This window comes from Exiguobacterium sp. s34 (assembly GCF_018617435.1).
Classification (GTDB): domain Bacteria; phylum Bacillota; class Bacilli; order Exiguobacteriales; family Exiguobacteriaceae; genus Exiguobacterium; species Exiguobacterium aestuarii.
Genome location: NZ_JACSKE010000004.1, coordinates 122,385 through 135,027, shown reverse-complemented (window position 1 = coordinate 135,027; position 12,643 = coordinate 122,385). Strand labels below are relative to the sequence as shown.

Below are 12,643 nucleotides of genomic sequence, written 5' to 3'. Positions count from 1 at the left end.
CAACATACGACACTATTGTTCCCGATTCATCATCCGTTAAACCTGATGAACTGTCTCGACATCATGAGGTGTTTCTATTTTTGACCTGGTGATTTATTCAGCCTACCTCTTTTGTATATCCTTCTATACTGAGGATGAATCGTCACTCTGAACAATGAAGGGGATATCTCGTATGACGAAACGAATGAATGACTGGGGGTTTCTCGCTGTTGTCGCCATCATCATCTTATTGCTTGTGCTCGGTCAGTTGAAGATCTTCATGTAATCTTCACGGACATTCCTTCACAAACTGTAGTATGATGGCGTTGTAAGCACTTACAAAAAAACCAATAGGAAAGGATGAATTTCACTATGTCAGAACGTATTTTCATCAGTCCGGCTAAGTATGTGCAAGGGAAACAGACGATTGATCGTATCGGAGAGTTCGTCGCTCATTTCGGTTCAAAAGCTTTACTCATCGCCGATGACGTCGTGTGGGATTTAATCGGTTCGCGTGTGACAACGTCGCTAGAGACGAGCAATCTTGAGTCGACGAAAGCAGATTTTGTCGGAGAGGCATCGAAACATGAGATTACTCGAATCGCCACAGACGCCAAAGAGAGCGGTACAGCATTTGTGATCGGTCTCGGTGGCGGTAAGACGCTCGATACGGCAAAGGCGGTTGCAGATGAATTGGATGCGCGCATCGTCATCGTACCGACGATTGCCTCGACAGACGCACCGACGAGCGCACTTTCAGTCATTTATACAGATGAAGGCAATTTCGAAAGCTATCGTTTTTATAAAAAGAATCCAGACCTCGTTTTAGTGGACACCGAGTTGATTGCACAGGCACCGCCACGTTTCCTTGCATCAGGCATTGCCGATGCTTTAGCGACGTGGGTTGAAGTGCGAAGCGTTCTTTCATTTAGAGGGAAAACGATGGCCGGTGGTGTCCCGACGCTTGCGGCGGAAGCGATTGCCGAACGGTGTGAAGAAGTGCTGTTCACGTACGGCATTCAAGCGTATGAAGCCGTCAAAGCAAAAGTCGTCACACCTGCGCTCGAAGCCATCGTTGAAGCCAACACCTTATTGAGCGGTCTCGGCTTTGAAAGTGGTGGCTTGGCTGCTGCCCACGCCATTCACAATGGATTCACCGCGTTAGAGGGGGACATCCACCATTTGACGCACGGTGAAAAAGTTGCATTTGGAACACTCGTGCAACTCGCACTCGAAGGACGTCCTCAAGAAGAATTCGAGCAGTACGTTGCCTTTTATATGGCACTCGATTTACCGGTCACACTCGAAGACATTAAATTGAAAGATGCATCTCGAGAAGATATCTTGAAAGTCGGAAAAGCTGCCACGGCAGAAGGTGAAACCATTCATAGCGGTTTTGATGTCACGCCTGAAGAAGTGGCTGATGCGATCATCGCGGCCGACCGATATGCCCGTCTTTATCAAGAGCGTTTATGAAAATAGCGAGAGGAAGCTCACACGGCTTCTTCTCGCTGTTTTTTAGTCGGGAGAAACGAAAGGACAACTCCAATCCCCATGCAACTGACTGTCAGGAAAAAGAAAGTCAGTTGGTTCATATAGATGATATTCGTGAATTGGTTCCATCCTTCTGCGAAAGACTCGTTCGTAGATAAACGAATTCCTTCCCGAAGAGACGTCGCTTGCGATTGATTGGTCACCCAAGCAATCCCGGCCATGATGAGACTACCCAAACCTAATACGACTCTCCCGATTGGTCGCACGGATGCTGTGACTCGACGTGTCATCCGGATTGTAATCCAAATGAATAATAATAGAAACGGCCAGCCAATCAAGAGCACAATCCAGTATACATTCCCTTCACTCGGCGTTTCCGAATAAGGGGTTGTCATCACTTCACCAAGCTTGAAGATCCCAAACGCGATCAATGTCACGATAAACCATGCTTTTATTAACTTCTCCATCTCAACACCTCGTCCTTAGTATAGCAAAAACACCGTATGCGTCTGCATACAGTGTTTAGTCTTTCGGTCGGACGACGTAGTAAATCAAAATGACGAGCCACGTCCACACCCCTGTGAAAATCCCAATAATCCCGACGATGAAGAACCCGAGCGGAATCATCGATTTCGTGCGATTGTAGTCCTTCCACATATTCGATAGCCCTTTGATATTAAAGTATAAAAAGGCAAAGAACAGGACGAGCAACAACAGTGGTAATCCAAATAAGACTTCCATTCGCTCACTCCTTTCTACGATCTCATTCGTTATGTTTATTGTATCGGATTTGGTGTCTCGCTTCATCGGACCCAAGCTGTATCCTCATCCGACCTAAGGATGGATAAAAGATGCTCAGTCCATCAAGAAAACGGGAAAAGGAACATCATCTAACCCAAGAGGAGGCTTTTTGCCATGAAGTCCCTGCGTATCTTGATCATTTGTCTGCTGCTGTTTCAGACCTCGCCGGTGATGGCGGCATCATCGTCCCCACAACCAGGTTATACGATTAAAACAACCTACTTATATGGTCGCGCAATGCAATCTTCTCCTGTGTTAAAGACGTTACGAACGAATATACCGGTCCGTTACACCACGTATAACCGGAGTTGGGCAAACGTTTATATCGGAAGTGCAAAGTACTTCACTCCGACCGCTAATCTGAAAGCCGGTATCCCTAAAATGCCTACGGCCGATCGGTTACGACTTGTTAATAAAACGTATGGACTCCCGTCCACTTATCGTTCCCCACAACTTGTGACCTTAACCGTCCCAACTGTCTATCAAAAAGGGAGTGAGCGTACACTGATGACAGCGGAAGCCGCTTACGCACTGGCGAAATTGTATTACGCAGGTCGGAAGCAAGGTCATACGTTGTACGCACTCAGCGCTTATCGCTCCTATTCGACCCAAAAATCACTATACACTTACTGGGTCAATACACGCGGGGTCGCATACGCTTCAAAATATGTCGCCCGTCCCGGTCATAGTGAACATCAAACCGGGTTAGCCGTAGATATGACGAGTCAACGCATGCGACTAGGGTTATATGAATCCTTTGACCAATCACCTGAAGGAAAGTGGATGATCCAAAACGCACATCGTTACGGCTTCATCGTCCGTTATCCGAAAGGAAAAGAAAAGATCACCGGCTATAATTATGAACCATGGCATTTGCGCTATGTCGGGGTGAATGAAGCGACGATGATGAAGCAAAAGAATTGGGCGTTTGAAGAATGGTGGAACCAACGTTGAGTGAGCATCCTTTTTCAGGCATTTCTCCGTTCACGTTATAATGGAGTCATCTTATTCGTATAGGGGGAAATGCGTGATGTGGATCGTGATGAACAAACTAGATGTTGAAAAAGGAAAGGTCGATGCGGTCAAAGCACGCTTCGAAACGACAAAAGGAATCGAAGCGATGGATGGCTTTGTCCGTATGCAAGTGTTAACAGATACGTCTGATGCGGCAATGGATCATGTGGTCATCATGACCACATGGCGTGATGCGGAAAGCTTTGAGAACTGGCGTGACAGCAATGCCTACAAACATGCCCATAAAAAACGGGATGACGGGACGTCCGAAGTGAAACCGATTGTCCTCGGCAACACCGTCACCCAATACGAGGTCGCCATTGAACACCTCGCCTCAACGGAGCGCGTTCAGTAAATCTTGAGGGCGAATGATTCCAAGTAACGTTTCATCCGGGCTACCGGTATTCGTAATCAGGAGGGCGTCGTATCGTGCGCCCTCTTTCATTTGTGTGAAGCAATGTTGTGCCTCGATGACCGTAGCATCTTTTCGAATGAAGCGATAACGATGCATATGTGGATCATGATGAAGCACATGCTTCACGCGCACTCCTTTGAGTGATAAGTTGGTCCCGTCGATTGTCTCGGCCAGCCAACTCGTCACTCCTTTTTTCGTCAGTAGACCACGCCACGAGCCATTGTCGTGATATACCGGAAACTGCGAGTAATTTTTGTCGCGAATCTCGCGTATCACCTCCGTCAAAAAGTCTTCTGACTGAAACGTCACCACGGATTTCGCAAACAATGGGATGACGAGACGGGGATGAAGTAGCTCCCGTTCCACCTCTAAAATCAATTCAACGAGCGATTCATGTGGTTCCGCGATAATAAAATCAGGTTCTCGTCGCTCATGGACGATGGCATTTCGCAGTTGACTCATTTGATGTAAATCTTCTTTATAACGGTCGATGATCGGGTTTTGTTTCGCTAACCGATTCACCATGTTGCTAAAGCTGAAATGTTGTCCATCTCCCATCTCTCGACTCAAGTAGTCCTCGATTCGATGATAAGAGGCCAAAAATTCTTCAGCACGACTCATGTGACCACCCTCCTTAACGATACATGTATACCCTCTTTTTCATCGTTTGAGCAGGAAACCGTCCATTCATCCCGAATGACATAGAAATCATCTTGATTCTTAAGGAGGGCTGTCATGGCGACTTCGATTCAATCCACATCCCCATCTTCACAACAATCGACATTTCGTGCCGGCCTTCGGGCAGGTATTCCCGTTGCAATTGGATACATCCCGATTGCCATCGCCTTTGGGCTTTTAGCAAAATCGTTTGATCTTCCAAACGCCATCACGTTATCTATGTCGTTTTTCATCTTCGCGGGAGCGAGTCAGTTCATCACCGTGCAATTGCTGATGACCGGTTCGATGTATTGGGAAATCATTCTGACCACGTTCATTCTAAACTCGCGACACTTTTTAATGTCCGCCTCGTTGTCACAACGAATTGAAACGACGTCTCGAAAACTATTAGCAACCATCGCCTTCGGAGTGACGGATGAAACGTTTAGTATCGCGTCCACTCGAAAAGAGGCACGTTCTGGTCTGTTCGTCCTCGGGTTAAATACAATTGCCTTTCTCGCTTGGAATATCGGTACATGGATTGGCGTCTTCCTAGCCTTCGGTCTTCCCGGCACGTTACAGGCGAGCATGGGCATTGCGCTATATGCGATGTTTATCGGGTTACTCGTCCCTTCATTGACGACTCGTCCCGTCTTCGTTGTCGCGAGTTTCGCCATCATGATTCAAGCGATACTTCACTGGGGCATCACACCGTTCTTTCCAATCTCAGACGGCATCCGAATCATCATCGCGACCGTTGTTGCAGCCGGAATCGGTGCTTTTGTATTTAAGGAGGAACAGGTCACATGATATCGTTGTTTCTGCTCGTCCTAGGGTTGGCTCTTGTCACGTACCTCCCTCGCGTCATTCCGCTACTGTGGTTAAAGGAATTGGCGTTACCGGCATATATGAAACGATTTCTCTCCTTCATCCCTTATGCGGTATTGGCCAGTTTGATCTTTCCGGGGGTCTTATCCTCCACAACCACTACGACGTCCGCCTTATTCGGAGGGGTGGTTGCTACGACGCTTGCGCTACTCCGCGTTAATCTCGTCGTTGTCGTCATAGGAGCCGTGTTCGGTGTTTACGCCTTCCAAACCTTATTGTAAAAGGAGTCGCACACGAGGTGCGGCTCCTTTTTCATGCAGAGATGGCTTGTCGACGAAGTCGTACAAAGACGTCTACGAATTCGGCGTCCCATTGTGTGCCACGACCGCTCTCTAAAATAGAAAGTGCCTTCTCAACCGGCATTCCCGATCGATAAGGTCGGTCTGATGTCATGGCATCATAAGCATCGGCAATGGCCATGATTCTCCCAAATAGAGGAATATCGACTTCACTTAGGCGATCCGGATAACCCTTTCCATCGATTCGTTCATGATGAGATCGAACTCCGGCTAAAATGGGTTGAAGTGATGCCGGCAAATGGATTTGACTCAAAATATGAATGCCGATTGTCGGATGTTCCTGAATCTTTGAAAACTCTTCGTCTGTCAACTTCCCCTCTTTTAACAGGACATCGTCGCGAATTCCGATTTTCCCGATGTCATGAAGCAGTGCTGACTTATTGAGTAAATCGATTTGTTCTTTTGGCAAATCAAGGGCACGGGCAAGTTCCACCGAGTACATCGCTACACGTTCCGAATGACCTGCTGTATATGGGTCACGTGCATCGAGTGTTGCGGCAAACAAAATGAAGAGGCTATCTAGCAGTTGCGCATTCTCTTGTTCTCGAGCGTTCACCGTCTCAACCATTTGGTTGAAGCCACCGATCAATTGGGCGAACTCGTCTAAATAGGGATTTTCGATTTTTTGGAGTCGTCCTGACTCCATCTGTTCGATTCCCGATGTCAAAAGTCCAATCGGACGTTTGATGTTGTCATAAAGTAAGAAACTACATAACACCGCAATCCCGACAATGATGACGAGAATCACGAACGCCCAGTTCCAATACGTATCGGTGCGTGTCGAGGTCGAAAGTTGAACGCTCGAAGCCAACATAAACAGCATAATCGGAAAGACACCTGTAATGAGCATGCTGATCAATAATTTCGTTCGGACACTAAACGATTGATATGTTGCATGGATAGGTTGATGAAAGAGCTCATAGTGCTTATCCTTCATATGCACAAGAAGCGGTTCCACTGACCGTACCGTTAAAAAATATTCAATCAATGCATGTAACACGGCAATCATGACAGCACCGATGGCGGCTAGCCCAATCAAACGATACGGTAAATCAATCCAATCATAATAAATACAAAGGGTCGTCAAAGCAATTGACGGGATGGATAATCCAAATAAATGCGGACCTAGAATCCGCTGTACCGTTAAAATCGGGAATCGACTCGCTTGCTCGAACGCTGACGTCAATTCATCAATTGTCGGTGTGTCGGTCGCAAAAAACTGTCGAATCGGTCGAATGTGACGGCGGTATAAGAAAAGTTCGGATGTGATCATGATAATCCCTGAGCCTAGCATGATGGTCAATAGCAACAACACCTCACGAACGGACAAATCAAGCGTCTGAAAAATAAAGACTCCACCCACTCCAAAAACGGCTAATCCTGATCCGATGATATAGTTGATTACGAGTGTTCGTTGAAATCGTTTAAACATTCCCCTCACCCCTAGACTCTTTTCTTTTATTATCGACTAGATGAATGCTTTCGTTGAACATAAAAAAAACGGATCTCCGCATGGGAGATCCGTGAAAGAATCAATTAAGGACGCAACGGACCATCATTGTCATCAAGTGAACGATTGTCTTGATCCGGGGTGATATTTTCGTGGAACGGATTTGGTTCCGGTCCGTCAACGTGATCTCCCGTTGAATCATGAACGTCTCGCTTCATCTCTTGCTTCGATTGTTCCGCTTCGTGCTTCGACTGCTCAACACCTTGTTTTGCTTGATGCTTCGCAGCTTCCGCTTCACGACTCATCTGTTCTTTTTCTTGCTCGAGCCCTTCTTTTGACACTTCTGTTTCATCAATACGTTGCTCCGCTTTTTTCAAATAGCGTGCCGCCGTCTCGCGACCACCAAGACCGAAGGCAAGTCCGAAGGCGAGAGCCACTGCTCCGAGAATGAGAAGGAATGCCGTATTGACAATCATTGGCGCGATGCCAAGTTGACTGATTGCCATGAAGAAGACGAGACCGAGAATCGCGTATTTCGCTACGTAACGAAGTGCGCTCGGTTGTCCTGCTCCATCGACAAGGACACTTCCGACCAAACGCTCTACCATATTAGCCAACCAGAAGCCGACCGCCAAGATGATGAGTGCTGCAATCACCATTGGCAAGTAAGCGAAGATTGCCGTTGCGAGAGATGCCATGAACTCGAGATTCGCGACCTGAAGTGCCTCAGATACGAAGAGTAAAATCACGATTACTTGGACAATGACACCGACCACTTGGGCGATTGACATCGAAGATGCGCGTTCCCCGAAGCCCATTTTTTGAGCCAGTGAATTGACGCCAAGGTTTTCAAGGAGCGATACGACAACACCTTTCAACCATCTTGCGACAAACACACCGACGAGGACGAGAACGATTGCAACAAGGATGTCCGGAATCATGACAAGGACATCGTTCAGCATCGCAATCGCTGGTTCCGAGATACCTCGAATATCAAGCGCTTCAAGTGCTGAGATTGTGACCGGAATCATGATGAAGATGAACACGATTGTACCAATCGCTTTCGCAAGACTCGATCCTTTTACATAGTCAGAAAGATGGAAACGTTCTGCCAATCGATCTAAACCTGCTGCCTCGAGGAACTTCGTCAAAATATCGCGGACGATCTTCGCGACGACATAACCGATTGCGAAGATGAGGGCTGCTGCGACAAGCTTCGGAATGAATCCAAGGAAACTGTTTAACAAGTCCTCGAATGGTCCGCTGACCCCACGAAGTCCAAGGGCGTCAAGTACAGCCGGTAATGCAAGTAAGAGGACGAGATAGAAGACGATATTCGCGACCGTATCGACCCATTTCGTTTGGTTGACACTTGTCGATTCTTGTCCTGTCTTTTCCATCAACTTGCTCAAATTCAAGCGATGTCCCGCCATTTGAATCCCTTTTTTCAAAAGAGTAGCGATGACCCAAGCAACGAGTAAAATCAAACCGGCTTTAATGACACCAATAATCAATCCAGAGAATCCTTCATAAATCTGACTGAACGGCTCTGTGATTGCAGGAACGTTCATAAATTCAAAGATGATCAGGAATGCGAGAAGTAAGACTCCAAAGAACACCACTTTTGCAATAATGCGTTCAGGCGTCCACTTATCTCCTTTTTCCCCCTCTTTTTTAATACCGGCCCGCTCATCGAGTCGTGCCTTCTTCAATGCTTTTCGTGTCACGTTTTCCAATACTTTCGCCAAGATATAACCGACTACGAGAATAACAATTGCCAGCAAAAGCTCTGGTAGCCATGACATGAACGAATTGAAGTTATACGTCGTATTGTTCATCGAATCTTCCTCCTTTTTTTATGAAATGATTGCTTTTCCTTAACAGTGCTCCTTCTTTAAATACCTATATTTCAAAATCATCAAACATCATGCACATAACAACTCGTTTACATGACTATTACGATTTATCGGAATTGGGTACGTTAGTTAAGAGAGAACTCGTGTCAAATCACTCGAGATATGATACGAATAACATGAGAAGTCATTTTAGGAGGAATTCGAATGAACATCGCTTTAGTGGCTCACGACAAAAAGAAAGACGATTTGATTGTCCTCATTAAAACGTATGCACATATTCTAGAAAAACATCAATTATTCGCAACGGGTACGACAGGTAAACGGATTGCGGAAGCGACTGGGTTACCGGTGCATTGTTTCCGCTCAGGACCGCTTGGAGGGGACCAAGAAATTGGAGCTGCCGTCGCACGCGGAGAGATGGATATGATCATCTTCTTCCGAGATCCATTGACTGCCCAACCTCACGAACCGGATGTGAGCGCATTGATGCGTCTGTGTGACGTTTATTCCATCCCCCTTTCAACAAACATGGGCGGAAGTGAGATTTTGATTCGAAGCATCGAACAAGGTGATTTTGAGTCGCTCAAACTTTCTCATAATGACGAACCACCTGCGTGACCATGACAAACCAAGAAAGGAGAGGAATCTCCCTGGAACCGAATATGATTCACGACCCGAACGTCCAACAGTTTTTTAACGAAGTGCGAAAGCGCCTGATTGAACTAGTTGGAAATGAGGCGGAAGCGGACCGCCTCTTACTGGCACTCGCCGGCTACATCCGCCATGCGGAGAAAAGTGGACAGTCGTTAGACGGCCTCTTAAACCAAGATCCGCACGAGTATGCTCGTTTCCTCATTGAACAACCAGAAACAAATGAAGAATATCGACGTCGTTACCACGTTTTGATCGAGGCCTCGGATGAATTAAAACCTCATGAAAAAGCTCAGGCGAATCGAGATTTCGATTGGGCCGTCAATCAACTGGATGAAGCGAAACTCTCATTAAAAGAGATTGAAGTACGAGACCTTGCATTCCTCGCCTATACAAAAATCGAAGCACTCAAATCGTCACGTGCGATTTGGAACCGATTTGGCTGGTTGCTCGGTATGATTTTGGCATTTTCCTACGCCAACTTACTGCTCGTCATCGACGATGTATTTAGCGGACGGTTATTCACTGCCCCAATGTCGACTTATCCGGTAGATTATTTAGCCTTCCTGTTACCCGTCCTCGTGACTGGTGCCATCTTTGGTGTATTGACCCGCTTTCGGCACCACATCCAAACGCTCGGAAGACGAATCGCATTTGCTCTACTCATTGTAGTCGTCTACGTTACATCCATCTTTTTGATTCAACCGCTTTTAATGATGCTCGGTTGGTCGTTTGTCATTCAATTGACTCCACTGTATGCTCTCATTCTCTTGGCAATCAGCGGCTTTATGGCCATCTGGACGTTGATTGAATTCGTCTGGAAGAGCACACGTTGTTCACTCGGTGACGACACGCTCATGCTTTACTACTAACCACGCCACTCCTTTAAGGAGATGGCGTTTTTTGTTTCGATTTTGGACAGAACGGAAATTACTCCTATTGTGACGCTAATTGAAGAGTGACAAAATCTAAGGGGGTATTCGATGTCAGAACGTAAAATGATTGGTCTGTTTCAGACGGAACAAGAAGTCATGCATAAAGTAGATGAATTAAGGGCTGCAGGGGAAGCCGAGAAAAATATGCATGTCGTCGCCAAACGAGATGGGGAAATCTCTGCTTTACGTGACCATACGGATGTAAATGCCGAGGCTGGGGTTCGAGATGTGAATTTGCTCGATCGCGTCAAAGCATTCCTACATGGAAGTGACCGTATCCGTGACGAGCTGCGCAACATGGGCCTTAGCGATGCAGAGGCGGAGCAATACTATGACGCCATCGATGAAGGTCAGATTTTACTCTATGTCGATCGCCATTCGTACGACCGCTATCCGAATATGTATAAAAAAGATAGCGAACTCGATCATGACAAAGGGGAAGAGGCAGATGGAATCGCGTTTGACGCGAAACCATTCAACGACCATGACGAGGAACCAAAAGGTACAAAGGATGACCCGATTGTTCGCGGACATTCAGGTTTAGAAGACCATCGACGACTATAAGGAGGAGTTACTATGAACGAGAAACGATTCATCAGTATGCACGACACACAAGATGCGGCGCTTGGAAAAATTGAAGAGTTACGCGCAAAAGGGTACGAGGACTCACACATTTACGTCGTCACGAAGCATGAAGACAACGTATCGATTTTGAGACGGGACACAGACGTTCATACGGAAGCTGCACATCATACAAGTTGGTTCGATAAGGTCCGATCCTTCTTAAGCGGACATGAAGATGTTCATGCCGGTTTACGAAATATGGGACTTAGCGAAGATGAAGTGAAACGTCACTATGACGATGTCGAGGCCGGTAAAATTCTCGTTTACGTCGATGAAGATTTTGAACGTCGTCATCAGGACGGGGTGACGGTTGACGCGAAACCGTATCAAGACGCATCATCCACTCATCTCGGTAGTCATACAGACGACGGATTAGAGATCGATTCGAAACCTTATCATGAAGCCCAGACGGTCGATTCAAGTCACCCGGTGGACCCAGAACAAGATAAATTAGACGAAGAAACGAAGAAACCTGACCGAGAAGAAAAACTACGTGGTCTCGATGATCGTGCTTACCGAAATGACGTCGAAGACCCAGACAACATTCGACGTTTTTAATTATAAGAAGAGCCTGACGCGTCCGCGTCAGGCTCTATTTACGTCAATCGATTCTTCGGTTCTTTTCCTTCCAGCACGTTCACGATAGCGTCTCGGTTCAACGCCATCATCGCGAGACGCGTTCGAATCGAGGCACTCCCGATATGCGGCAGTGTCGTCACGTTCGGAAGCGTCAATAGCGGATGATCGAGATTGACCGGTTCTTTCGTGAACACGTCGAGTCCCGCTCCCCAAATTTTCTTCGCCTTGAGTGCCTCATACAACGCCTGTTCATCGATGATCTCTCCACGAGCCACATTGATGAAAATCGACGTTTCTTTCATCTTGGCAAACTCCTCAGCTCCGAGCATGCCTCGAGTCTCATCCGTGAGCGGAGCGAGAACGACGACGAAATCAGATTGCGTCAACAGTTCATCGATTTCCGCATACGTGAAGCCGTACATCGACTCCGACTCATGACGACGCGTCCGGTTGTGATACAGCACCTCCATATCAAACCCTCGTGCCCGTCGTGCGACCGCCTCACCAATCCGTCCCATGCCGATAATGCCGAGCTTCGCTTGATAAAGGTCCATCCCGACATACCCCATCGGCAGCCAAGACTTCCACTCGCCAGCACGTAAATCACGCTCTGCCTCACCGAGACGCCGTGCCGTCATCATCATGAGTCCAAACGTCAAGTCCGCTGTCGTTTCGGTCAAGACGTCCGGAGTATTCGTCACGATGACTCCCTTCGCTTTCGCTGCGTTCAAGTCGATGTTGTTATAGCCGACAGCCAAGTTGGAAACGACCTCTAAATTCGTTGCACGTTCAAATACCTCGCGGTCAATCGTGTCACTGAGCATCGTCCACAGTGCATGTGCACTTGCCACCTCTTCTAAAAGAACCTCACGTGGGACACTTTCCCCCTCATGTTCCCACATACGTACATCATAATGGTCACGAAGTGGCGCGACTGCTTCTTCCGGCAAACGCCGCGTAATATAGATTCGTTTTTTCATCTTTCTCCCCCTCTCTACACT

General features: G+C 47.1%; 15 protein-coding genes. 9 read left to right on the top strand and 6 right to left on the bottom strand.

The window, feature by feature from the left end; all coding sequences use genetic code 11:
- Positions 1 to 351: 351 nt before the first annotated feature.
- Positions 352 to 1,455, top strand: a complete 1,104-nt coding sequence (locus KNO87_RS10090) for a glycerol dehydrogenase (RefSeq protein WP_214795952.1) — start codon at positions 352 to 354, stop codon at positions 1,453 to 1,455.
- 17 nt (positions 1,456 to 1,472) lie between these two features.
- Here KNO87_RS10090 and KNO87_RS10085 read toward each other — a convergent pair whose 3' ends face one another.
- Together KNO87_RS10085 and KNO87_RS10080 are read right to left on the bottom strand one after the other, a co-directional pair.
- On the bottom strand, positions 1,473 to 1,940 hold the full coding sequence (locus KNO87_RS10085) for a hypothetical protein (RefSeq protein ID WP_214795950.1): 468 nt from the start codon (positions 1,938 to 1,940) through the stop codon (positions 1,473 to 1,475).
- A gap of 55 nt (positions 1,941 to 1,995) precedes the next feature.
- Positions 1,996 to 2,214 carry a hypothetical protein gene (locus tag KNO87_RS10080; protein ID WP_074036747.1) on the bottom strand — a complete coding sequence of 73 codons (219 nt, stop codon included), beginning with the start codon at positions 2,212 to 2,214 and terminating at the stop codon, positions 1,996 to 1,998.
- Between the two features lie 174 nt (positions 2,215 to 2,388).
- On the opposite strand from KNO87_RS10080, the gene KNO87_RS10075 reads away from it, so the two are divergent.
- Positions 2,389 to 3,228, top strand: coding sequence for a M15 family metallopeptidase (locus KNO87_RS10075; protein WP_214795948.1), 840 nt, complete (start codon positions 2,389 to 2,391; stop codon positions 3,226 to 3,228).
- 76 nt (positions 3,229 to 3,304) lie between these two features.
- Complete coding sequence (locus KNO87_RS10070) at positions 3,305 to 3,643, top strand: antibiotic biosynthesis monooxygenase (RefSeq protein ID WP_214795946.1); 339 nt, start codon at positions 3,305 to 3,307, stop codon at positions 3,641 to 3,643.
- Here the strand turns inward: KNO87_RS10070 and KNO87_RS10065 are convergent.
- The gene (locus KNO87_RS10065) at positions 3,623 to 4,324 is read right to left on the bottom strand and encodes a CBS domain-containing protein (RefSeq protein ID WP_214795944.1); all 702 of its coding nucleotides are present in this window, start codon (positions 4,322 to 4,324) and stop codon (positions 3,623 to 3,625) included. The genes KNO87_RS10070 and KNO87_RS10065 overlap by 21 nt on opposite strands.
- Positions 4,325 to 4,438: 114 nt before the next feature.
- Here KNO87_RS10065 and KNO87_RS10060 point away from each other — a divergent pair, with 114 nt between their 5' ends.
- Together KNO87_RS10060 and KNO87_RS10055 are read left to right on the top strand one after the other, a co-directional pair.
- Positions 4,439 to 5,170, top strand: coding sequence for an AzlC family ABC transporter permease (locus KNO87_RS10060; RefSeq protein ID WP_214795942.1), 732 nt, complete (start codon positions 4,439 to 4,441; stop codon positions 5,168 to 5,170).
- Positions 5,167 to 5,469 (top strand): AzlD domain-containing protein, encoded by a 303-nt coding sequence (locus KNO87_RS10055; protein WP_214795940.1) that lies wholly within the window; start codon positions 5,167 to 5,169, stop codon positions 5,467 to 5,469. The genes KNO87_RS10060 and KNO87_RS10055 overlap by 4 nt, the downstream gene beginning before the upstream one ends.
- Before the next feature lie 31 nt (positions 5,470 to 5,500).
- Here the strand turns inward: KNO87_RS10055 and KNO87_RS10050 are convergent, their stop codons facing one another.
- Both KNO87_RS10050 and KNO87_RS10045 read right to left on the bottom strand, forming a co-directional pair.
- The gene (locus tag KNO87_RS10050) at positions 5,501 to 6,979 is read right to left on the bottom strand and encodes an HD domain-containing phosphohydrolase (protein WP_214795938.1); all 1,479 of its coding nucleotides are present in this window, start codon (positions 6,977 to 6,979) and stop codon (positions 5,501 to 5,503) included.
- A 104-nt stretch (positions 6,980 to 7,083) separates the two neighbouring features.
- A complete protein-coding gene (locus KNO87_RS10045; RefSeq protein WP_214795936.1) occupies positions 7,084 to 8,835 on the bottom strand; it encodes a mechanosensitive ion channel in 1,752 nt (583 codons plus the stop codon).
- A gap of 222 nt (positions 8,836 to 9,057) precedes the next feature.
- Here KNO87_RS10045 and KNO87_RS10040 point away from each other — a divergent pair, with 222 nt between their 5' ends.
- The 4 genes from KNO87_RS10040 (at position 9,058) to KNO87_RS10025 (ending at position 11,621) form a co-directional block, all read left to right on the top strand.
- The gene (locus KNO87_RS10040) at positions 9,058 to 9,471 is read left to right on the top strand and encodes a methylglyoxal synthase (protein ID WP_026824646.1); all 414 of its coding nucleotides are present in this window, start codon (positions 9,058 to 9,060) and stop codon (positions 9,469 to 9,471) included.
- A gap of 2 nt (positions 9,472 to 9,473) precedes the next feature.
- Positions 9,474 to 10,376, top strand: a complete 903-nt coding sequence (locus tag KNO87_RS10035; protein ID WP_251126185.1) for a hypothetical protein — start codon at positions 9,474 to 9,476, stop codon at positions 10,374 to 10,376.
- A gap of 111 nt (positions 10,377 to 10,487) precedes the next feature.
- Positions 10,488 to 11,003, top strand: a complete 516-nt coding sequence (locus KNO87_RS10030; protein ID WP_214790115.1) for a YflT domain-containing protein — start codon at positions 10,488 to 10,490, stop codon at positions 11,001 to 11,003.
- Between the two features lie 12 nt (positions 11,004 to 11,015).
- The gene (locus KNO87_RS10025; protein WP_214795934.1) at positions 11,016 to 11,621 is read left to right on the top strand and encodes a YflT domain-containing protein; all 606 of its coding nucleotides are present in this window, start codon (positions 11,016 to 11,018) and stop codon (positions 11,619 to 11,621) included.
- Positions 11,622 to 11,659: 38 nt separating this feature from the next.
- Here the strand turns inward: KNO87_RS10025 and KNO87_RS10020 are convergent, their stop codons facing one another.
- Positions 11,660 to 12,622, bottom strand: coding sequence for a 2-hydroxyacid dehydrogenase (locus KNO87_RS10020; RefSeq protein ID WP_214795932.1), 963 nt, complete (start codon positions 12,620 to 12,622; stop codon positions 11,660 to 11,662).
- Positions 12,623 to 12,643 lie beyond the last annotated feature (21 nt).